Genomic DNA, 22,104 nt, shown 5'->3' with positions numbered 1-22,104 from the left:
GCTTGCTATGAGTGACACACGCGTGATCGGGGTCGATGTCGGCGGCAGCGGTGTGAAGGCCGCACTGGTCGACGTGAAGCGGGGCGAACTCGCTTCCGTCCGCCCCCGCATCGACACCCCGCAGCCGGCGACGCCCAAACTCGTGGCCGCCACCGTCAGCCGGCTGGTCGACCAGCTGGGCGGGGCGCCGTCGATTGGCATCACCGTCCCGGCGGTCGTCCGCAGCGGCATCGTCCGCACTGCGGCCAACATTGATCCGTCATGGATCGGTACCGATGCCCAGGCGCTGTTCGGCGAGCAGCTGGGCGTGCCATGTGTCGTGCTCAACGACGCCGACGCTGCCGGGTTGGCCGAGGTGCGCTTCGGCGCCGGAAAGGGTCGAAGCGGCGTCGTGATCCTGCTGACCCTGGGCACCGGCATCGGCAGTGCGCTCTTCGTCGACGGCGAACTCGTGCCCAACACCGAGCTGGGCCACATGGAGTTCAAGGCCCAGGAGGCCGAGCACTACGCCGCCGCCTCCGTACGCAAGGCCAACAACCTTGGCTGGGATCACTGGGGCACGCGGGTCGGCGAGTACCTGGCGATGCTCACCATGCTCTTCTCGCCGGAGCTGATCATCCTCGGCGGAGGGGTCTCGCGGAAGTTCGACCGCTTCGCCGAGCACGTCCTCGCCGAGGTCCCGTCCGGAACCGACGTGATGCCGGCGGTGCTGCAGAACCAAGCCGGCATCGTCGGTGCGGCCATGAGCACTCAAAAGCACCCGGTCACGGAATAGACCCGCCGCCCCACTCGTTCCACCGGTCGTGCCCCGTCTGAAGAACACTCCCCTGTCCGTGCTCGACCTGGCCGTCGTCCGCGGTGATGCCACCGTGCGCGAGGCCCTCGAGGCCAGCGTGGCCATGGCGCAGTGCGCCGAACGCAGCGGTTACCGACGCGTCTGGTACGCCGAGCACCACAACATGGCCTCGATCGCGTCGTCGGCCACCAGCGTGCTGATCGCCCATGTGGCCGCCAACACCGAAACGATCCGCTTGGGCTCGGGCGGGATCATGTTGCCCAACCACTCACCCCTCACCATCGCCGAACAGTTCGGCACGCTGGCCACGCTCCACCCCGGCCGAATCGATCTTGGCTTGGGTCGGGCGCCGGGAACCGATCAGGTGACGATGCGCGCCCTCCGGCGGGACCCGATGTCGGCCGAATCGTTCCCTGAGGACGTGCTGGAGCTGCAGGGATTCCTCGGCTCGGAGAGCCGGATCCCTGGCGTCAAGGCCATCCCAGGCGCTGGAACCAACGTACCGCTGTACATCCTGGGCTCATCGACGTTCGGCGCCCAGCTGGCCGCTCAGCTCGGCCTCCCCTACGCCTTCGCCTCTCACTTCGCGCCGGAGGCGCTCACCCAGGCGATCCAGATCTACCGGGGGCGGTTCAGCCCATCCGAGCAGGCCGACTCACCGTGGGCGATCGCCGCGGTCAACGTGATCGTGGCCCCCACCGAGGAGGAGGCCGCCGAGGAGCTGCATCACGCCAAGCGCTCCCGCATCGCAGCGTTGCTTGCGCCCGGGCGCCGATTCTCCGAGGCCGAGCTGGACGCAGTCGTCGACTCGCCCGGCGGACGCCAGGTGGCCTCGATGATGCGCTATACCGCCGCCGGCACGCCCGACACCGTGTCCGAGTACCTCGAGGACTTCCGTGCGCACGCCGACGCCGACGAGCTGATCGTGGCGCCCGGCTCGCGCTCGGTCGAGGGTCGCCTCCAGTCGCTCGAGCTGCTCGCCGAGGTGGCCGGCCTCGGCTGATGCTCAGGTGCTGAACGTGCCGACGATGCGCGCCTGCTCGATGATGTGACCGTCGATGGCCGCCATCACCTCGGAGCGGTCGGCGCCCGCCGGCAGCCCGGAAGGCTGGTCCAAGGCGTACAGGTGAAAGAAGTAGTGGTGGGTGCCGTGCCCGGGGGGCGGCGCCGGTCCGCCGTAGCCCTCCTCACCGAACGTGCTCGTCCCGGCCACGCCCGCATCGGTGCCCTCGTCCAGGCCCGAACGGTCCGGCTCGATGCCCGTGAGCACCCAGTGGGTGAACCCGTCGACCATCGGCGCATCGGGGTCGTGACACACGACGACCAGCTCGGCCGTGCCGTCGGGAACGTCGCTCCAGGCCAACGGCGGCGACACGTTCTCGTTGGAGTAGGCGTACTTGTCGGCCAGCCTGTCCCCGTGCACGAAAGCGCTCGAGGTGATGGCGAGGTCGCCGAGGTTCAGGTCTGCCATGGTGGTCTCCTTGCGGATGAGCGGAACGTTCCTACGACTCGACCGTACCCCGTGGCCACGCCGACCAACCTGGACACCCGTGGGAGTCCGCAGGCCCGATGGGGGGCTGCCGTAACCTGGGATCGATATGTCCTCTCGTACCGACCCGCCTGCGCCCGATGACGCAGCCGACCCCGACGCCAGCGACCACGACTCACACTCCAACGCCTCCATCGAGGCGCAGCTGGAGATCTGGCGGCTGCGCGACGCCGTGATCGGCGCCGAGGCGACCGCCGGCGAACTGCGGGCACGCTTGACCGAGGCCGAGCACACAATCCTGGCCATGCAGCGACCGGTCACGCGACGCAACCGGATCGCCGGCAAGGCGATCGGGCTGGTCCGTCGCCTGCCCGGGTCCGAGGCGGCCCGTCAACGCGCCGAGGGCGCAATCCGCGCGAGGCGCAGCGCTCGCCCATGACCCCACCGCCGACGATCTCGGTCCTCACCCGGGCCTACGACACCAACGTCGACCTAGCCCGGCGACTGGCCGGATCGATGCTGGCCCAGCGGGCGGAGTGGGAGTGGGTGGTCGTCGACGACGCCTCCTCCTACACGGCCGGCCTCGACGAGATCCGACGGCAGCTGGGCGACGACCCGCGCCTGAAGCTGATCACCCACGACGCCAACCAGGGGGTCGTCGGAGCGACCGCCACCGCGCTGGCCACCGCCACCGGCACATTCGTGGCGTTGCTCAACCACGACGACGAGCTACACCCCAACGCCCTGGCGGAGGTGACCGCAGCGATCGAGGCCGTCGAAGAGGTCGACGTCATCTACACCGACGAGGACAAGATCGACCAGACCGGCCGCCACCACGAGCTGCCGTTCTTCAAGCCCGACTGGAGCCCCGAGCGGCTGCGCTGCCAGATGTACCTGGGCCACCTGCTGGTGATCCGCCGCACGCTGATGGAGCGCGCCGGCGGGTTTCGGCCCGGCTACGACGGCAGCCAGGACTACGACCTGGCGTTGCGGGTCACCGAGCAGGCCCGGCAGATCCATCACATCCCCAAGGTGCTGTACCACTGCCGGTCGGCGCCCGGGGCGGTGGCCGACCACATCGACGCCAAGCCCAAAGCAAATGACGCCGCCCGAGCAGCATTGGCCGACCACGCCAAACGGGTCGGCCTGGAAGCGGATGTCGTCGACGTGGAGCCCGGGGTCTACCGGCTGCAGCGCCACTTTCGTGACCGCCCAGCCCCGTTGGTGTCGCTCGTCGTACCAACTCGGGGCACATCCTCGACCGTGTGGGGTCAACGCCGGTGCTTCGTCACCGCCCTCGCTCGGTCGCTGGTGGACCAGACCACTTACGAGCCGTGGGAGTTGGTGTGCGTCGCCGACGCCGACACTCCAGCGGCGGTGCTCGAAGAGCTGTCAGGCATCCTCGGCGACCGTTTGGTCCTCGTCCCCTTCGATGCGCCCTTCAACTTTGCCCAGAAGACCAACCTGGGCGCCGCTCACGCCAACGGCGAGGTGTTGTGCCTGCTGAACGACGACGTCCAGGTGATCACCCCCGACTGGCTCGACACGCTGGTCGGGTTCCTGCGAGAAGACGACGTCGGCATGGCGGGCGCCCACCTGCTGTTCGCCGACGGCAACCTGCAACACGCCGGCCATGCGTTCCTGTACAGCAGCGTCACCCACCTGATGCTGGGCCGCAGCCCCACTGACGAGGCCAACCGGCGGGTGCTCATGTGCGACCGGGAAGCGGCCGGGGTCACCGCCGCGTGCGCCGTGATCCGCCGCGACGTATGGGACGAGGTCGGTGGCATGTGGGAGGGCCTGCCCGCCAGCTTCAACGACGTCGACCTGTGCCAGAAGCTGCGGTTTCGTGGATACCGCATCGTCGTGTCGCCTCATGCCCGGCTGTACCACTTCGAGAGCGTCAGCCGAAACCCTCAGGTTCTCGCCTGGGAGGTGGAGGCGATCAACGATCGCTGGCGCCACCGTGTGTACAGGGACCCCTACCTCAACCCCAACTGGGCCGACCATCGGGCGCAGCTGATCGAACCGACCAACTGGTAGTTGCCTCCGACACTTCTCCCTGGGTGGTTGTGCTCGGTCAGGGCCCCCAGAAGGTCGACTCTGCTCTCATCGAGGTGGAGGCTGGAGCAACACGAGCGGTTCTCGCCAGCCCAGCTGTGCACCAAGCTCGACACCCGACGGATGCCGCAGGTGGGGTTGCGCGACCCGCGATTTTCTGCTGGACATCGCCGGACTGCTCGGTAGGCTCGACATGTCGACCGGGGGGTCGACGGCTGCGGCAGGGATGCTTTGGGGTGGGGCCGATTGCCGCGGCGATGTCTGTGCGAGGGCCTCATGGGTGACGGCGATCTCTCTGAAGCGACCGAGACATCGACGGTCAGCCCTGCTCCGACAGGCGCCAATCAGCGAGCCACCAAGCGGCGCCGCGTAGGAGCACCAGCCATGTTCCTCTCCGCCCGCCTCGCCATTTCCGTGGTGATCGGCGGAGCGTTGCTGATCCCGGCCGCAAGCTGCGGCGGCGACTCCGGCAGGGAAGTCACCCCGCTGGCCGAGGCGGAGGCGGAGGCCACCACGTCAACGACAGCCGTTTCGGGCGACAGTGGGACCGCCGCTTCGACCGCTTCCGAGCCGTCCAAAGCTTCCGCCGCCGAACCACCTGACACACGCGGCTCAAGCGATCCGACCGAGACCACGGTGCCCCCGACATCGGCCCCATCTGCCGAGCGCTTCGCCGACGGCACCGTCGTGTCCGCTGGCGGTTACGAGGCCAAGACCCCCGCCGTCGCCAGGGGGCTGCTGCTGGAGCCGGAGTGGACCGACGAGCAGCAGGAAGCCGCCGACGTCATCCACGAGTACCTCGACGCCATGATCACCACGGTCACCGACACGAAGCCGGACACGGAGATCCCGACCTCGATGACCGACCTCGAACGCCCCGACCTTCTAGGCCAGGTAGAACCGCTGTTCGAAAGCCATGTTCGAGTCCAACGGCTAACCGACCAGGGGAGCTACTACGCCTACCCAAGGAACTCGGAGGGAGCGTTCTGGATCGACGACATCTCGCCTGCCGCCAACGAGCGCATCCAGATCTCGCTGTGCGAATACAACGACTACGAGAGTCGCAGCGCCAAGACGGACGAAACCAAGAACGACGGGGTCAGCTCTGCTTTTTGGGAAGCTCAACTCGTGCCGACACCCGAAGGACTGAGGTTCACAGCGATGATCCTTCAGAACGCCAGGAATGGGAAGACAGGATGCGCGTCAAATCTCTAACCCTCATAGTCGCACTGGCCTCACTCTCCATGACTCTGCCTGCAGGTGCAGAAGATGTGGGGGGCGGGGACGACGGGCAGATAGAGGCGGGGGCCGTGGCGCCCGGGAGCAATGGCGGCGGGGGTGGCGGTGCCGGACCCAGTTCTGCTGCTGGCGGGGGTGGAAGCGGCGGCCCGGGCAGCGGGTTTCCCGGTCGCGGAGGGGGCAGCTCCGCTGTCGACAATGACTGGGATTGTCGGTTCTACAAGCACATCGACAACGTGAACGGTGCTGCAATTGGCGGCGACGAGGTGACGGATCTCGCAGCCAACAACAACTACGTGCGGTACTGCTACTACCGGGGAGAGCTGCGGATCACCGAGTTGTTCACCTACAACCCATCGATGCCCGGCGGGCAGCCTCCGCCAGCCCCGGCCGACCCCGAGCAGCTGGCCAGGGCGGCACTGGATGCCGCCAAACTGCCCGACCCCGAGCTGGTGTCTGCACCACCCCAGGGTGGCACCACCCCGGTGAACCTGCCGGTGTGGTTCTGGGCCGATCTGCCCGGCCCGGACCAAGCGACGGCCCAGGCCGACGCCAACAACTCGGCGGTCACCACCGCCACCCCCACCGGCACGCTGACGATCGACCCGGGCGACGGCAGCGAGCCGATCATCTGTCCGAACGGCGGAGTTCCATGGGCCCGAGGCCGGCCGGACTCCACGCCAGGCGCCTGCCTGCACACCTACCTGAAGCCGGGCACCTACGAGGTGACCACCACGCTCACGTGGTCGGTGCGTTACGAGGCCAACATCATCGGCCTGCCGATCACGGGCGCACTTCCCGACGAGACCACCCGCTCCACCCGCAGCATCACCATCACCGAGCTCACCACCCGGCTGATCCCCAACTGAGCTGCCCCACGATCAGTCCCAACGCTGGAATCGCTTCTTTGGGATGATTACGGGCCAGCAGGTGACCTCAATCCATCCCAAAGATCGGATCCTTGGATCTGGGACGAGTAGAGGTCAGCCGGTGGCGCCGTCGATGGTGGAACGCAGCCATTGGGGCAGGACGTCGCCGTCCCAGCTGTTGACCCCGGCGTCGGTGTGGCTGCGGTAGTAGCGCTCCTCCTCGGTCGGGTTGGCGCTATCGGCGTACCAGGGGAGATGGCGGGCCACGTAGGGCCACCCGGTGCGGGCGGAGACTTCCTCGCGGGGCGGCGGGCCGGCCCGGTGCAACGCAAAGGTGGTGTCGACGTGAGCGGCGAACAGGCCGGGCTCGATGGGTTGCTTCCAGAACTGAGCCTCCCAACGCATCACGTCATCGCGATGTGCGTAGTGGCCCGGCACGTCGTCGATGCGCAGCCCGAGGCCGACTTTGGTCAGCCAGCGATGGCGATTGAGCACCTCGTGGAGATGATCGATCGCATCGCTCGGACACTCCTCGACCGGGATGACGTCGGGGTCGGTCACCAGATAGTGGCGGGACCAGCCCAGCTCTTGGGCGACGCCCGAGAGCCACGGCGAGCGATGTCCGAGGTTGCGCCCCAACAACCGGACGTCGTGGGGGGAGGCGGCCAGGTAGTCAACCAGCGGCGGGTAGGTGGAGTCGTTGTCGAGCAGCACCAGGCGCTGTGCACCGGCACGCTCCAGCCAGTCGACCAGCAGCGCCAGAGGCTTGAGCCGGTCGCGCACGATGATGATGACCGGTGTCGTGACGGTGCTCATCGGAATGCTGTGCTCATCGGAATGCGGCGCTCATCGGAGGACGAGGCTCATCGGAGGACGAGGCTCATCGGCCTGACGACCCGTCGGACCATCGCTCACTGATCGCCTCGGCTCCGCTGCACCGCTGTGCGCAACGGCGTCAGCCCCTTCCAGCTTTTGACAGCCTGTGCGGCGCTGAGGCCCTGAGTGAGCCGTACCGCCTCGGTGCGAGCAGCCTCGGCCTCTCGGATGAGCAGCTCCACCTTGGCGCGCAGCGCCACGTTCTCGACCTCGGAGCGCTCGGCCAGCAGCTGGGCGGCGCCCAATCGGTCGGATAACTCGCCCAGCGCCTTGGTGCCGTCGTCGGGCACGGCCGCCACGACGAACTGATAGGTCTCGGCGTCGGGATCGGCCTCGAGCGCTTCCCGCACCCCGGGTGGGGCCGCGTCGACCGCGGCCGCCAGTTCGGTGGTGCCCAACGGAACTCGCGTCGTGCGCCAGTCGACGCCGACCAGACCGGAGTCCCTCAACAGCCGCTGCAAGGAGTCCCTGGTGAACAGCCTGACGTGGGTGTCATCGAGCAGGCCGAGGTTGCGGTACTCGAAGCGTCCGGCGAGGAGCTCCAGGCGCACATCGCCATGCGCAACGTTGGGCACCGAGGCGACAACGACACCGCCGGGCTCGAGCAAGCGCCGGGCCGCCACCAACACCCGGCCCGGGTCGCGAAGGTGCTCGAGCACATCGCCGCACAGCACCGCCTCAAAGCGCCGGTCGCCAAACTGGGCCTCGAGATCGAGCGAGTCAAGATCACCCACGACCACTTCCTGCGCCCATTGGCGGGCCTCCTCGGCGGCCTCGGGGCTGACCTCGACTCCGGTGACATCACAGCCGGCGGCAGCAAGCCACTGGGTCATGTATCCGGTCGAGCATCCCAGCTCGAGCACCCGTCGGTTGGAGCCGACCAGGTCCAACAACAGCGTGTGGGAGTTGTTGGGCTCGTGGGGTCGCTCATCGACGTGATAGCGGCTGGAGGTCATCGCATCACGCTACCCAACGGCCAACGGACCGCCGCCGACCGCCTGGGTGTCTGTAGATCACCACCCTGGACCGATAGTGTTGCCAGGTCCTATGACCAGCCCCGCCGTCATCCTGAGCCACCGCGAGCTGATCAGCAACCTCACCCAGCGCGACCTGAAGGGTCGGTACAAGCGCAGCGTGTTGGGATGGGCCTGGTCGCTGATGAACCCGGCGATGTCGCTGGCGATCTACAGCCTGGTGTTCGGGGTGTTCTTCAAGGTGCAGGCGCCGATCGGCGCCAACGGCACGCTCAAGAACTTCGCTCTGTACCTCTTCTGCGGCCTGGTGGTGTGGAACGCCTTCTCGGCCGCACTCGATGGCCCGCTGGGTGCCTTCTCCGATACAGGTCAGCTACTGACCAAGGTGTACTTCCCGCCCGAGTTGCCGGCGCTGGCGTCGGTGGCGGGCGTGGCGTTTCAGGCTGCAATCGAGTTCGGCATCCTGGTTGCGTTCATGCTGGTCGTGGGCAACGCCACCTGGATGATGCTCCTGGCCCCGTTGGTGATGCTCTGCGCAATGGGCCTTGGGCTGGGCATGGGCATGGCCGCCAGCGTGTGGAACACCCGCTTTCGTGATGTGGGCTACCTGATCACGCTGATGCTGCAGCTCATGTTCTACGCCACGCCGATCGTGTACCGCCTCGACGACATCAACGCCGACGTCGGCCCGTTCACCGCGCAGCAGATCCTGAAGCTCAACCCGGTGACCCACTACGTCCAGCAGATGAAGCTCCTGATGTACGAGGGCCAAATGCCGTCGGTCAACAGCGTGGCGTACGGCGCGGCTTGGGCAATCGGATCGGTCGTGTTCGGCTGGTGGTACTTCTCCCGCACCGCCCCGTCGGTCATCGAGGAACTGTGAGCTTGAGGAAGCGGTTACTCAAGGCCACGGGCCCCGGAGAGCGCACGGGCGACTCGTCGATCCAGGTCAACGGTGTCTCCAAGCACTTCAACCTGCGCACCGAGGGCGCCAGCTCGCTCAAGGAGCGCCTCACCTCCGGGCGACGCGCCAAGAACGAGGAGTTCTGGGCGCTGTCCGACGTCAGCTTCGATGTGCCCGCCGGCTCGATGTGGGCGCTGGTCGGCCACAACGGCTCCGGCAAGTCGACACTGCTGCGATGCATCGCCGGGATCTATCAAACCACCGCTGGCACCATCGATGTGTCGGGTCGCATGTCGGCCCTGCTCGAGCTGGGCTCCGGCTTTCACCCGGACCTCACCGGCCGGGAGAACGTCTACCTCAACGCCGCCATCCTCGGCTTAACCAGGGCCGAGGTGGACGCCCGCATGGACCGCATCGTCGACTTCGCCGAGATCGGCGAGTTCATCGATGCCCCCGTGCGGGTGTACAGCTCCGGCATGTACGTGCGGCTCGGTTTTGCCGTGGCGGTCAACATCGACCCCGAGGTGCTGTTGATCGACGAGGTGATTGCCGTCGGCGACGAGGCCTTCCAGCGCAAGTGCTTCGAGTACCTCTACGAGCTGCGCAAGGGCGGCGCCACCGTGATCGTCGTCAGCCACAGCATGACGGTCGTCGAGACGATGTGCGACGGGGCGGTCTGGCTCGAGGGCGGCGAGGTGCAACTGGTCGGTGACGCCTCCGCCGTGGTCAGCGCCTACCTCGACCGGGTGAATGCCGCTGAGGACGCTCGGGCCGGGAGAAGCTTCGGTGACGTGGAACACCACGGCTCCGGCGAGATACAGATCACCGAGGTAGGGCTGGTCGACGACGCCGGAGCCGAGACCCAATCGCTGATCTGTGGCGAACCGGGCACGATCCGCTTCGCCTACCGGACCACCCAACCGGTCAAGGCGCCGGTGCTGGGCTTCTCGGTGCACCACGAATCGGGTACCCACGTCGCCGACACCTCCACCTGGCTGGAAGGACGCCAGCTGGGCACGGTCGACGGCATCGGCCATATCGATTGGGTGGTCGACAAAGTGCCGCTGGCGCCGGGCACCTACGAGCTGACCGTCGCGGTGCGCGATGAGCACAACCAGCACTTCTACGACCGGATCGACAAGGGATACCGGCTGGTCGTTCGACAGGGCTCGCGCCCGATCGTTGCGGGCCTGATCGACCTCGCCGGCAGCTGGGAGGCGCCACTCCCATGAGGCGGAGGGTCGGTCAGCTGGCGTTGATCGTCGCCACTGCACTGGCCGTGGTCGGGCTCTTCACCTTTCACGCCTCAGCCATCGCCGAGCCCCGGTACTCACTGAGCGACCCCGGTCGAACTGCCGCCGCCGCCGGGTGGACCATCGGGCTGTTGTTCGTCGCCTACATGGCCGGGTTGCCCGACGCTGTCCGCACCGTCGGTCGAGCGGTCGGCGCCAGCTTTGCCGCCCCGGCCGTCACCGTCGGGGTGGCGTCGATCATCCAGCTGGCCGCCGGAGATGCCCTGCTACCCCGATTCGTCGTGTTCGCCAGCTTGGCGGTGATGCCGGTGGTGAACCTGCTCGTCAGCCTGCCGTTGGTCGCCAGCCGAGGCCGAGGTGCGGTGATGGCGATCGTCCTCGCGTCGCCCGACCAGCTCGCCGACCTCGAACGGGTCACCGAGCGCGGCGTGCCCAACATGTTGCGCATCGGCGCCACGCTGAGCGTCGTCCCCGGCGCCACCGACACGGCCGAGCGGCTGCGCAGAGCCGTCGAGGTGCATCGGCCAAGCATCCTGGTGCTGGCCGACGACCTGATGAACGATTCGCCGTTGGCACGCGAGGCCGCACACCTGCACGCCGAGGGCATGCGCATCCGCACGCTGCTCGGCTTCTACGAGGACTGGTTCCGCCTCGTGCCGCTCTCCGAGCTGGCCGACGTGTCGCTGCTCTTCGACATCGGCGAGGTGCACTCCCCGGTGTACCTGCGCGTCAACCGGCTGCTCGACGTGGTCGCCGGCCTCACCCTCGGCCTGGCCTTCATCGTCGCCGTCCCCTTCGTGGCGATCGGCAACCTGCTGGGCAACCGCGGACCGCTGATCTACTCCCAGCCCAGGGTGGGCAAGCTCGGTGAGGAGTTCCGCATCCACAAGCTGCGCACGATGGTGCCGCTGCGCAACGCCGGCGATCAGGCAGAGGAAACGACAAAAACCCCGTGGACGGAGAAGGACGACCCCCGGGTCACCCCGTTCGGCAAGGTGCTGCGCAAGCTGCACATCGATGAGCTGCCCCAAGCTGCCAACATTCTGCGCGGAGACCTGTCCCTGGTCGGCCCTCGACCCGAGCAGCCGTCCTACGTCGCGGAACTCAGCGCCATCATTCCGTTCTATGACCACCGCCACCTGGTGAAGCCCGGCCTGACTGGTTGGGCTCAGATCAACCTCGGGTACACTTCTGATTCCCAAGGCGCGCGGGAGAAACTCCAGTACGAGTTCTACTATCTGAGGAATCAATCGTTGCCCTTTGACCTCCGCATCGTGATTCTCACCCTTCGCAGCCTGGTAGCGCTGCGCAAGGCCCGCTAGGTCGCCGGCTCCCTCCCATGACCACCGACGTCACTCCCCCGCTCCGCCCAGTTGCCGCGCAGCAACCGCTGCTCGTCTACCTCCGCGAGATGTGGCGCCGCCGCGACTTCGCCACCTCCCTCCCGATGGAGGAGGTCCGGGCTCGGCACCAGGACACGCTGCTGGGAAACCTGTGGCACATCACCAACCCGCTGCTGACGGTGCTGGTGTACTACGTGATCTTCGGCGTCATCTTGAACTCCTCACGCGGCGTCGACAACTACCTGCTGTGGCTCACGATCGGGGTGTTCTCCTACAACCTCACATCGAAGACCGTCTTGTCCGGCGCACAGGCGATCACCTCCAACGAGGGGCTGATCCGGGCGGTGCAGTTTCCGAGGGCGCTGTTGCCGGTGTCGGTGACCTTCAGCCACATCATCACGTTCTGGTTCGAGTTGGGCATGCTGGCGGCGCTGTCGATCGTCATGGGGCTCTATCCCAACCCCCGGTGGTTGGCCATCCCGGTGTTCCTGCTGATTCATACCGGCTTCAACCTCGGTGCCGCCATGATCGTGGCCCGCCTCAACGATGGATTTCGAGACGTCGCCCAGATCGTGCCGTTTCTGTTTCGGCTGGGGATTTACGCCTCCGGGGTCATGTTTCCCCTCGACAAGATCGCCGATCGGATCCATGGCCCCATGCTGTTGCTGGTTGAGCTCAACCCGTTCGCCGCCTACCTGACCCTCTACCGGTGGTCGTTCCTCGGTCTCCCGCTGACCGGACACCAGCTTGCGGTGGCGATCGGCTGGTCGGTCTTCGCCCTCGTCTGGGGCTTCAGGTTCTTCCGGCGGGCCGAGCTGCGATACGGGCGGGGGTGAGGGCGGTGACGACCCCAACCCCGGGCGAACGGCCGGGCGACGCATCCAACGCCGACTCCGCCCAACGCGGCCCGATGGTGCTGCTGCTCAACGACGTCGACATCGACTACGAGGTATGGGAGGACCGCCAACGCGGCCTCCGCGAGCGCTTCACAGGGCTGAAGGGTGCAGGCAGGACGATCATCCACGCTGTCCAGGGCGCCAGCTTTGCCGTCTACGAGGGCGAGTCGGTTGCCATCATGGGCTCGAACGGATCCGGCAAGAGCACCATCCTGGCCGCCATCGCCGGTCTGCTACCGGTGACCAACGGGCAGATCTACGCCGCCTACGAACCCCGGCTGATGGGCGTGGGCGCAGCCCTGTTGCCCAAGGTGTCCGGCATCCGCAACATTCGCATCGGTTGCCTGGCCCTCGGCATGTCGCTCGAACAGATCGACGAACACATGGACTCAATCATCGAGTTCGCCGACATCGGCGATGCGATCAACCGTCCGCTGCGATCGTATTCGTCGGGCATGAAGGCCCGTTTGCTCTTCGCCATCGCCACATCGATACGCCCCAAGATCCTGATGATCGACGAGGCGCTCTCGGTGGGCGATAAGGAGTTTCGAGCCAAGTCGGAGGGGCGAATCCAGGAGATGCTGGACCACGCCGGCACGTTGTTGATGGTCAGCCACAACATGAACGAGCTGAAACGCCTGTGCAAGCGTGGGATCTGGCTGGAGCAGGGCGTGCTGAAAGCCGACGGACCGATCGCAGACGTCATCGCCCAGTACACGGAGAAGCAGAAGTGAGCCCGCACCGACCGAAGATCGGCTCCCCCCACCAGCACGACGAAGCCACCCGGGACTGAACCATGCCTGTCGCCACCACCACCGAACGCGCCATGCTCGTGAGCCTCGTCGAGCGCCGATCCCACCGTCAGCGAACCGTCATCGCCGTCATCGCCGTCATCCTCGTCGGCGTCTTCAGCCTGCGCGCCATCGCCCAACAGGCCCTCAACATGTGGTGGTTCCGCACGGTGTCCGACGTGCCGATCTGGCGCACGACCATGGTGGCGCGGCTGCAACTGGGCGCGATCGCACTGGTCATTACCCTCGTCGTCACCGGCGCTTCCGTCTACCTGGCCAATCATCGAGGCGCAGCCGAGGTCGATCGACCCAAGGGCCGCATCCTGAAGTGGTACGAGGCCAAGATGGGTCCCGCCCACACATGGCTGACCGTGGCCGCTCCGGTGCTCTTCGCCCTGTGGGAGACCCGTCGGGTCGCTTCGAAGTGGCAGGTGTGGCTGTTGTTCCGCGAGGGTCGCCCGACCGGGATCGAGGTGCCCGAGCTGGGCGGAGACGTCAGCGATTACCTGTTCAAGCTGCCGTTCTGGAACCTGGTGACCACCTGGCTCAGCTGGATGCTCGTCGGCGCCATCGCCCTGGCCCTGCTCGTGTACCTGGTCAACCGGCGCATCAGCCTCACCCACTTCGTCAGCCGTTCCGACCAGCGGGCGGTGGCGCACCTGTCGGTCCTGTTCGGGCTGCTCGCCTTCGTCAAGGCGATCGACTTCATGGTCGTCCAGCAACGGTCCCTGGCCATGTCGACCTCCGGCGCCTTCGTCGGGGCGGGCTATACCGAGCTGACCGTGCAGCGCACCACCCTGTACACGCTGTCGCTGATCGCCGTGGTCGTCGGCTGCCTGTGCCTGGCCAACCTTCGCTTCAGGCTCCGACGCCTGGCGGTGATCGCGGCCGCGCTCTGGGGCGTGATCGCCGTCGTCGGGCTGTACCTGATGCCCGGCATCGTCACACGCCTCAGGGTCGCCCCGCAGGAGGCCATCGTCGAGCGACCCTACGTCGAGAACAACCTCGAGGCCACCCGGTCGGCCTACACCCTCAACGACATCACCGAACGTTCGCTGGTCGAGGCCGACCCCACGCCCCCGTCGCTCTACCTGCCGGTGTCGGCCGGCTCGGCCAAGGGTGTTCCCGCTCGTGTTCCGCTGCTCGACCCGGGGCCCTATGCCTCCACCTTCCAGGTCCTCGAAGGCCGAACAGCGGTGAAGATCACCAACGTCGACCTCGACCGCTACAAGATCGATGGCGAACTCCGGCCGGTGTTGCTCGCCGCCCGCAGCTCCGACGCAGGCGGCCTTCCGCAGGGCGGCTGGGAACAAAGGCACTTGGTCTACACCCACGGCGACGGCCTGGCAGTGGCCCCGGCGGACGAGGTGCGTCCCGACGGCCGCCCCGACTTCGAGTCCCTGACCGGCGAGTTCGAGGTCGATCACCCGGAGCTGTACTTCGGCGAGGGCGTCAAGAACTGGTACGCAATCGTCGGCACCGAGCGCGCTCAGCAGAACGGTGCCACCTTCGACGCCGACACGGGCATAGCGATGAATTCGATCTGGCGGAAGGGTGCGCTGGCACTCACCCAGGGCGAACTCGACCCGCTGGTCAGCGACTACGTCACCGACGACTCGCAGCTGTTGTACCGCCGCGACATCAACGAGCGCCTGCACACGATGGCGCCCTTCCTCAAGTTCGGGTCCGACCCGTACCCGGTGGTCGCCGACGGCCGGATCACCTGGGTGATCGACGGCTACACCACGTCGGACACCTACCCGAACTCCCAGTTCGCCAACACCGCAGGGCTGGCACCGGACAGCGACCTCACCCAGGGACGCTTCAATTACCTGCGCGCTTCGGTCAAGGCCACCGTCGACGCCTACGACGGCACGGTCACGCTGTACCGCACCGAGCGCCAGGGCGGCGACGACCCGATCCTCGACGCCTGGAGCCGTGTCTATCCGGGGGCGTTCACCCCGATCTCCGAGATGCCTGCCGGGATTCGGGCACACCTGCGTTACCCGGTCGACATGCTCAAGGTGCAGACCAACATGCTGGGCCGCTACCACGTGACCGACCCCGACCTGTTCCTCGACGGCAGCCGCAACTGGGTGGTCTCCGGCGACCCGGGCAGCGATATCGAGGGCTCGGACCCGGCACCAGGCGGCATTCCGCCGGTCGCCCAGGTACTCGACACCTCGACCGGCGAGGGACCCCGCTGGGTGGGGGTGCGTCCGTTCAACCTTGGCTCGGCCGCCAACGCCAACTCGCCGCGCGCCGCCCTGTCGGCGTTTGCACTGGCCGACAACGACGACGGCGAGAAGCTCGAACTGTTGACCGTGCCCAGCCCCGACGGGTCGGACGGCCAGACACAGATCGGGGGCCCTTCAGTCGTCCAGGCGGCGATCAACGGCGACACCGAGCTCAGCCAACAGTTCACGCTGCTCTCCGCCGGCGGGTCCACCGTTCGCTTCGGCGCCATGACGCTGGTACCCAACGGCAAGGACGTGCTGTACGTGCGACCGGTGTACGTCACCGCCAACGGCCCCGACGCCACCCAGCAGCTGGTCGAGGTGTTGGCCTACGCCGACGGGCTGGTCGGGCGAGGCAGCACCCTCGAAGAGGCGCTCAACAACCTGCGTCAACCGGTGGCCACCGCACCCGAGACGGTGGCGGCCGACGCCGGGACACCGGACGGCTGATCCGCGGGCGACCGAACTCCGTGAGCCCGGCCCTCTGGCCTGCGAGGCCTGAGCTGGAGGCGGCTGCCCTCTGGGCCGGCTTCGGTCAGGCCGGCTCGGCCTTGACCAGGAACTGGTAGGCAAACATCGTCGGCCAAGCCTGGGCGAGGGCGCCCTCCGCCTTGGCCAGCACACCCGGGCCCTGCTCATCAAATTCGCCGTGCTCATCGACGCCCAGCTCGCTGCGCTCGGCCAGCGCACCGAGCGGCAGGCCCACCTGGTCGAAGCTCACCACCCGAAGGTTGGCATCGTCGAGCAGGCGCATCAGGCTGCGTCGGGTGAAGAAGCGCACGTGGGTGCGATCGAGGATGCCGCGCATGTCGTAGTCGAAGGCGCCCAGCGCGGTGCGGAACCTCGGGTACCAGTGCCCGAAGTTGGGCACCGAGATCAGCATCGACCCCCCGGGGGCGAGCAGCTTGCGCGCATCGGCGAGCAGCCGGCCCGGATGACGCACGTGCTCGAGCACGTCGCCCATCACCACCACGTCGAAGGGCTCGTCGCCCAGCTCGACGATCAGCTCCTCGCCCAGGCCGGCATCGAGGTCGGCCTGTACAAACCGGTCGAGTCGGTCGGTGACCCCCGGCGCAGCGGCGACATCGACCCCGGTCACGTGGTGTCCGCTCGCCCGGGCCACTGCGGCGAACTGGCCGCCGGAGCAACCCAGATCGAGCACGCGCGAGGACGGCATCGAGTCCAGCCAGCGCAGCAGCACGCCGTGCGAGCTGTCCGCAGACGGCTTGAGGTCGTACTCCTCGCCGACGTCGGCGAAGCGCCCCTGCCCGAGGCCCATCTTGTTCAGGCGCCAAGTCACCACATGGGTGGCGACGTCGGCTGCGTACTTCATGCCGTTGACCCGACAGATCTCGTCCCCGTAGTAGGTGGGGATCGGGATCTCCTCGATCCGCATTCCAGCCTCAACCAGCTGGATGATGATCTCGGTGTCGAAATCGAAGTCGTCCGAGTTGCTCTCGAAATCGATCGAGGCCAGCGCCTTGGTCGAATAGGCCCGGTACCCACTGTGAAACTCCGACAGCTCGGTGCCGAGCATCAGGTTCTCGAAGCGGGACAGGACCTTGTTGCCGACGTACTTGTACCGGGGCATACCGCCTTGCAGGGCACCGCCGGGGGTCATCATGCGGCTGCCGAACACCGCGTCGGCCGAATCGCTCTCGAAGGGCACCACCATGTCGGGCAGCTTCTCGGGGGCATACTGCCCGTCGCCGTGCAGCAGCACGACCACGTCCAGGCCGTCGTCGATCGCCATGCGGTACCCCGACTTCTGGTTGCCGCCGTAGCCCAGGTTGCGAGGCTGGCGCACCATCGTGATCGGCAGGTCATCGCGGGTCTGGGAGTACCCAAGGCCGATCAAATAGGTGTCGTCGGTGCTGAAGTCATCGCACACGTAGACCTTCTCGACCCGGGTGCGAAAGTCCTCGGGGATCCGATCGAGCACCTCGCGCAGCGTCGACGCAGCGTTGTAGGCAACGACGAGGATGCCGATCCGCAGATCGCCCACCGCTGTCTCGGCCGGGGAGGTCATCTCAGGATCGGTCGGCTCTGGCACGGGGCACCTCGGGGTTGTCGACAATCCGTCCGGACGGCTGTCCCAAACGGCCCTCCAGTGTACCGAGGCCCGGACGGCCCCCAGTTTTCGGGGCAGTGCTCCAACGGCGGGCCGTCAGCCCTTGCGGACCGACCCCAGGTCGGCAAACGTGGTCTCGGCTTGGGCGAGATCGGTGGGAAAGTCCACCTCCATGCAACGGGCCGCAGAGATATCGACCGCCCGGAACTTGCGGCGGTCCCGTTGGATCGCCAGCTCGATGCCTCGCTCGAAGTAATCCTGGGGGCCGCAGTCCTCCAGGCGAGCGGTCAGGAACGGCTTGTCCGAGGAGCCGACAAAGTTGATGCCGACCGCCTCGCCCAGGCCTCCCGAGACCTCCTTGGAGATCTCGTTGATGAAGCCCCGGTCGTCGAGGGTGTACTTGACCTCCTCGTCGGACACCGACTCGGTGTTGACCGCCACGAAACTCTGGTCACGGTCGATGTAGGGCTGAAGAATCTCGAGCACTGCCGGGTCGAACACGACGTCGCCGTTGAGCCACAGCACCGGGTCGCTGCCGGTGAGGCGCAGCCCCCTCAGCAGGCTCTTAGAGGTGTTCGTATCACCGAACTCATCGTTGTAGATGTAGGAGACCTCGGGGTGCTCCTCCATGATCATTTCCTTCTTGAACCCCACGACGGTGGAGATCAAGTCGGCATCGAAACGGTCGCTGAGGTGGCGAAGCTGCAGGTCCATGATCGTGCGACCACCCGCGATGGGCGTCAGCGGCTTGGGATGGGGCTTGCCGAGGCGTGAACCCACTCCGGCGGCCAGGATCACAACACGTGGGCTCACTCGGCAGACCTTTCGCAGGATGAAAGGCCGATGGTAGCTGACCGTTCGAATCCGCCGACCAGGCGAAGCGACAGCGGACTAGAGGATCGGCGGACGACCCGCCCGGGTGAGGCGCCAGGTGGTGCGCCACCGCTGGGAGGTGCCCACCGGCACCGGCGGCCGGGGACACGGGCCCAGCCCGGTGCGGAGGCCCCGCAGCAGCGATGCGGCACCGGCGGCCGAGCGCGAGCGGGTCAGCCCGATCGCCACCCACACCACCAGGTGAACGAGCGCCACCGGCAGGGGCAGGTTGCGACGCACCAGCCACACCCGGTTGCGCATCGAACGCTCGATCGCCCCCGGGTGACGGGTGGTCGGCAGCATCGGGTGTGTGACGACCAGAGAGGGCGCATAGACGAAGCTCCAGCCCTGGCCGATTGCCCGCCACGCCAGATCGCTCTCCTCGTGGGCGTAGAAGAACGCGGCCTCGTAGCCGCCGACCTGGCGGAACATCGGCCCGGACAGCGCCGAGGCACCGCCGAGAAAGCTGGTGACCGGCCCCTCGCGCTCCAACCCGGCACCGCCCGGGCGGGGCACGTGGCGCTGAGCGGTGGCCCCGGTCGTCGGGTCGACGATGCGAAACGAGACACCGCCCAGCCGCTGATCGGATCCGAAGCGGGCTCGCAGGTCGGCGCACAGTGCGCCCGCCCCCACGACGACGGCATCGTCGTCCAAGAAGGCGATCACGTCGGCCCCACCTTCAACGGCACTGTTCTGGACGGCCTCGACGGTCGCGGCGCGCTCGACGCCGGCGCTCCCGATGCCGGCGCCCAGGTTGCGGCCGCCCGGGATGCCCAGGTTCTCCCCGGCGTGGATCACGTGCAGCGCACCGGCCACGTCGGCGGCCAGGCTGGACGCCGCGGGCGGATCGAGGTCCGGCCCGTTGAGCACCAGGTGGACCCGGTCCTCGGCGGCGAGCCCACCGGCGAGCGAGTTGAGCGCCCGAGCCAGCTCGGCCGGCCGGTCGCCGGTGGTCAGCACCACCCAGTCAATGCGCGGGTGGCTCACGACGCCACCCCCGAACGCGGCATCGCATCTGCGGCCGGACCGTCCGAGCCATCCAATCCGTGCGAGCCATCCAGGCCTACCGGTTCGGCCGTGCCGGCCCTCAACTGGCGAGCGCAGCCGGCCCCGAGCGCGATCAGCAGGGCCCAGGGCAACAGGTTGGCGCCGACGTAGGTCTCCAGCTGGTTGACCGCCACGACGTATCCGACAAACCCCAACGCCACGACGCCGACGGCGCGTTGAACGCCGGGTCTCGTCGCAACGACAACAATCGGCCAGGTCGTCACGCCGACGGCCGCCACCAACAGGACCGCACCGACGATTCCGACCCCCAGCAGCATCTCGATCACCGCATTGTGGGCCGTCGAGAAGTCGACGTCGAAGCGGCCGACCACCTCGGCCTCGAGAGCCCGGTCCTCCCACACCCCAAGCCAGCCCCAGCCGCTGAACGGGCGACGGCTGATCGCATCGATCAACCACCCCCACAGCTCGGTGCGGCCCGAGAGAGTCGTGCTTCGGTCCAGCCCGGTCGCCAGCGCCGATCGACCCACGACCGCCGCCAGCGCCAGGCCCGCCCACGTGACGAGCAGGCCGACGCCGAGCATCGCCGGGCTCGCTGCCCGGCCCGTCGCTGCGCCCGCCGGGCGGCGCCGGTGTGCCCACCACGGCAACGCCAGCGCCACCAGCGCGGTCAGCAGTCCCACGACGGCGCCGACCAGGGGCGTCAGCGAGGCCGAACGGATCAGCGTGTGAGCATCGACGAGCAGCAGGCCCACGATGACGGTGGCGACGACCACGCCGACGACGCTGCCGTAAGCCCGGGCGCCAGCTCCGTTGGACGCCCGCCGATCACCGCTCCTCCGGTCGCACCACCACAGCGCAGCGGTCGCCGTCGTCGCCAGCAGGGCCAACACCGACACCGGCCCGAGCGAGTTGCGGTTGAGGTAGATGCCCGCCCAGTCGCCGTTGAGGTCGATCGTGTTGGGCCAGCCCCGCCGCACCGCCAGCTGGCTGAGCACGACGCCCGCCTGGGAGGCGACCGCCAGGCTGAGGACGACGCCCCGCACGCCGACCCGGTCGCCCACCACCAGCGCCGCCACCGTCGTCAGCGCAAACAACACCCCCTGCGTCGCCGAGCGTCCCGGGGCCAGCGACCACCAGGCCGAGGCGATCACCAGCAGGTGGAGCGCCACGAGCAGCACGGCGGTAAGTCCAGAGATCGCCGGCCGACGCCGGGCGAGCACGAAAATCACGGCGATGACCCCCACGTGCAGCCCGACGAAGGCCGCGTTGACGAGGGCGTCGTCGATGTACTGGCCGCTCAGCGGTGGGTTGATGCGGTTGCGCAGCGTGTACACCGGCCCAAGGCCCAGGGCGAACAACCAGGCAACCGTGACGACGAGGCCGACCGGATCACCGAAGGAACCGATGGGGGACGCGGGCGACGCCTTGGCGTCGGCCGGGAGGTTCACCGGTTCTTGACCCGCTCGAGCAAGGGTTCCCACCAGTCAGGCCGATCGACGTAGAACTGCACGGTCTCGGCCAGCGTTTCCTCGAAAGGACGCGTCGGGCCCACCCAGCCCAACGCACGCACCTTGTCGCAGTCGACCGAGTAGCGGCGGTCGTGGCCCAGCCGGTCAGCCACGTACTCGACCGAGGTCTCATCCTTGCCCAACAGCCCAAGCACGCGGTCGGTCAGTTCCCGATTGGTGCGTTCGTTGTCCGCGCCGATGTTGTAGATCTCCCCCGCCGTTCCCCGGCGCAGCACCAGGTCGACAGCGACGCAGTTGTCGGTGACGTAGAGCCAGTCGCGGACGTTGAGCCCGTCCCCGTACAGCGGCACCTTGTTGCCCTGGATCAGGTTGGTGGCGAAAAACGGAATCAGCTTCTCGGGGAACTGGTAGGGACCGAACTGGTTGGAGCTGCGGGTCACCCGCACCGGCAGGTCGAAGGTCGAGTAGTAGCTGAGGGCGATCAGATCTGAGCCGGCCTTGGCCGCCGAGTACGGCGACCGGGGATCGAGCGGGTCGGTCTCGGTGAAGCTGCCGGCCTCGATCGAGCCGTAGACCTCGTCGGTCGAGATGTGGACCATCGCGTCCACCTCGACCTGCCGGGCGACATCGCAGACCACGTTGGTGCCGGTGCAGTTGGTTCGGACGAACACGTCGGGGCCGAGGATCGAGCGGTCGACGTGGCTTTCGGCGGCGAAGTGGACGACCGCGTCGTGGCCGGCCATCGCCTCGCTCACCGCGTCGCGGTCGCAGATGTCCCCGTGGACGAAGCGGTAGCGGGGGTCGTCCTCGACGTCGGCCAGGTTGGCCCGGTTACCGGCATAGGTCAATGCGTCAAACACCGTCACCTCATCATCGCTCGTGTCGAGCACATGACGGACGTAGTTGGAACCGATGAACCCGGCTCCGCCGGTGACGAACAGCTTCATATGAGTCC

20 protein-coding genes are annotated in these 22,104 nt (G+C 67.6%); 12 read left to right on the top strand and 8 right to left on the bottom strand.

Translation table 11 applies throughout. From position 1 onward, the window contains the following. The first annotated feature begins 7 nt into the window (after window positions 1-7). Window positions 8-775, top strand: coding sequence for an ROK family protein (locus IPN02_14190; protein MBK9297953.1), 768 nt, complete (start codon window positions 8-10; stop codon window positions 773-775). A gap of 37 nt (window positions 776-812) precedes the next feature. Next, window positions 813-1,799: an LLM class flavin-dependent oxidoreductase gene (locus IPN02_14185; protein MBK9297952.1), complete on the top strand. Its 987-nt coding sequence runs from the start codon at window positions 813-815 to the stop codon at window positions 1,797-1,799. Between the two features lie 3 nt (window positions 1,800-1,802). Here the strand turns inward: IPN02_14185 and IPN02_14180 are convergent, their stop codons facing one another. Beyond that, window positions 1,803-2,267, bottom strand: coding sequence for a YbhB/YbcL family Raf kinase inhibitor-like protein (locus tag IPN02_14180; GenBank protein MBK9297951.1), 465 nt, complete (start codon window positions 2,265-2,267; stop codon window positions 1,803-1,805). A gap of 127 nt (window positions 2,268-2,394) precedes the next feature. Between IPN02_14180 and IPN02_14175 the strand changes: the two genes are divergently transcribed. The 4 genes from IPN02_14175 to IPN02_14160 all read left to right on the top strand — a co-directional run bounded on the left by IPN02_14175 (window position 2,395) and on the right by IPN02_14160 (window position 6,454). After that, complete coding sequence (locus IPN02_14175) at window positions 2,395-2,724, top strand: hypothetical protein (protein MBK9297950.1); 330 nt, start codon at window positions 2,395-2,397, stop codon at window positions 2,722-2,724. Further along, the gene (locus tag IPN02_14170) at window positions 2,721-4,328 is read left to right on the top strand and encodes a glycosyltransferase (GenBank protein ID MBK9297949.1); all 1,608 of its coding nucleotides are present in this window, start codon (window positions 2,721-2,723) and stop codon (window positions 4,326-4,328) included. The genes IPN02_14175 and IPN02_14170 overlap by 4 nt, the downstream gene beginning before the upstream one ends. Before the next feature lie 402 nt (window positions 4,329-4,730). Continuing rightward, window positions 4,731-5,561: a hypothetical protein gene (locus tag IPN02_14165; protein MBK9297948.1), complete on the top strand. Its 831-nt coding sequence runs from the start codon at window positions 4,731-4,733 to the stop codon at window positions 5,559-5,561. A gap of 260 nt (window positions 5,562-5,821) precedes the next feature. Beyond that, window positions 5,822-6,454 carry a hypothetical protein gene (locus IPN02_14160; GenBank protein ID MBK9297947.1) on the top strand — a complete coding sequence of 211 codons (633 nt, stop codon included), beginning with the start codon at window positions 5,822-5,824 and terminating at the stop codon, window positions 6,452-6,454. A 114-nt stretch (window positions 6,455-6,568) separates the two neighbouring features. Here IPN02_14160 and IPN02_14155 read toward each other — a convergent pair whose 3' ends face one another. Both IPN02_14155 and IPN02_14150 read right to left on the bottom strand, forming a co-directional pair. After that, window positions 6,569-7,270, bottom strand: coding sequence for a glycosyltransferase family 2 protein (locus IPN02_14155; protein MBK9297946.1), 702 nt, complete (start codon window positions 7,268-7,270; stop codon window positions 6,569-6,571). A gap of 95 nt (window positions 7,271-7,365) precedes the next feature. Continuing rightward, window positions 7,366-8,286, bottom strand: a complete 921-nt coding sequence (locus IPN02_14150) for a class I SAM-dependent methyltransferase (GenBank protein ID MBK9297945.1) — start codon at window positions 8,284-8,286, stop codon at window positions 7,366-7,368. 91 nt (window positions 8,287-8,377) lie between these two features. On the opposite strand from IPN02_14150, the gene IPN02_14145 reads away from it, so the two are divergent. The 6 genes from IPN02_14145 (at window position 8,378) to IPN02_14120 (ending at window position 16,178) form a co-directional block, all read left to right on the top strand. Continuing rightward, window positions 8,378-9,187, top strand: coding sequence for an ABC transporter permease (locus IPN02_14145; GenBank protein ID MBK9297944.1), 810 nt, complete (start codon window positions 8,378-8,380; stop codon window positions 9,185-9,187). 2 nt (window positions 9,188-9,189) lie between these two features. Continuing rightward, entirely contained in the window at window positions 9,190-10,440 is a 1,251-nt protein-coding gene (locus IPN02_14140) for an ABC transporter ATP-binding protein (GenBank protein MBK9297943.1), read from the top strand. Continuing rightward, a complete protein-coding gene (locus IPN02_14135; protein MBK9297942.1) occupies window positions 10,437-11,783 on the top strand; it encodes a sugar transferase in 1,347 nt (448 codons plus the stop codon). The genes IPN02_14140 and IPN02_14135 overlap by 4 nt, the downstream gene beginning before the upstream one ends. 17 nt (window positions 11,784-11,800) lie before the next feature. Next, window positions 11,801-12,640, top strand: a complete 840-nt coding sequence (locus IPN02_14130; protein MBK9297941.1) for an ABC transporter permease — start codon at window positions 11,801-11,803, stop codon at window positions 12,638-12,640. Window positions 12,641-12,714: 74 nt separating this feature from the next. Continuing rightward, a complete protein-coding gene (locus IPN02_14125) occupies window positions 12,715-13,434 on the top strand; it encodes an ABC transporter ATP-binding protein (protein MBK9297940.1) in 720 nt (239 codons plus the stop codon). Window positions 13,435-13,496: 62 nt separating this feature from the next. After that, window positions 13,497-16,178, top strand: a complete 2,682-nt coding sequence (locus IPN02_14120; protein MBK9297939.1) for a UPF0182 family protein — start codon at window positions 13,497-13,499, stop codon at window positions 16,176-16,178. Window positions 16,179-16,263: 85 nt separating this feature from the next. Here IPN02_14120 and IPN02_14115 read toward each other — a convergent pair whose 3' ends face one another. The 5 genes from IPN02_14115 to rfbB all read right to left on the bottom strand — a co-directional run bounded on the left by IPN02_14115 (window position 16,264) and on the right by rfbB (window position 22,096). Beyond that, window positions 16,264-17,757 carry a methyltransferase domain-containing protein gene (locus tag IPN02_14115; protein ID MBK9297938.1) on the bottom strand — a complete coding sequence of 498 codons (1,494 nt, stop codon included), beginning with the start codon at window positions 17,755-17,757 and terminating at the stop codon, window positions 16,264-16,266. Between the two features lie 138 nt (window positions 17,758-17,895). Beyond that, entirely contained in the window at window positions 17,896-18,597 is a 702-nt protein-coding gene (locus IPN02_14110; protein ID MBK9297937.1) for a phosphocholine cytidylyltransferase family protein, read from the bottom strand. A gap of 93 nt (window positions 18,598-18,690) precedes the next feature. After that, window positions 18,691-19,659, bottom strand: a complete 969-nt coding sequence (locus tag IPN02_14105; protein ID MBK9297936.1) for a glycosyltransferase family 2 protein — start codon at window positions 19,657-19,659, stop codon at window positions 18,691-18,693. Continuing rightward, window positions 19,656-21,128 carry an O-antigen ligase family protein gene (locus IPN02_14100; GenBank protein MBK9297935.1) on the bottom strand — a complete coding sequence of 491 codons (1,473 nt, stop codon included), beginning with the start codon at window positions 21,126-21,128 and terminating at the stop codon, window positions 19,656-19,658. Before IPN02_14100 ends, IPN02_14105 begins: the two co-directional genes overlap by 4 nt. Then, window positions 21,125-22,096 (bottom strand): dTDP-glucose 4,6-dehydratase, encoded by a 972-nt coding sequence (gene rfbB, locus IPN02_14095; GenBank protein MBK9297934.1) that lies wholly within the window; start codon window positions 22,094-22,096, stop codon window positions 21,125-21,127. Before rfbB ends, IPN02_14100 begins: the two co-directional genes overlap by 4 nt. Window positions 22,097-22,104 lie beyond the last annotated feature (8 nt).

Source organism: Candidatus Microthrix subdominans (assembly GCA_016719385.1).
Taxonomy (GTDB): Bacteria; Actinomycetota; Acidimicrobiia; order Acidimicrobiales; family Microtrichaceae; genus Microthrix; species Microthrix subdominans.
This window is presented reverse-complemented; position numbering and strand designations above follow the sequence as displayed.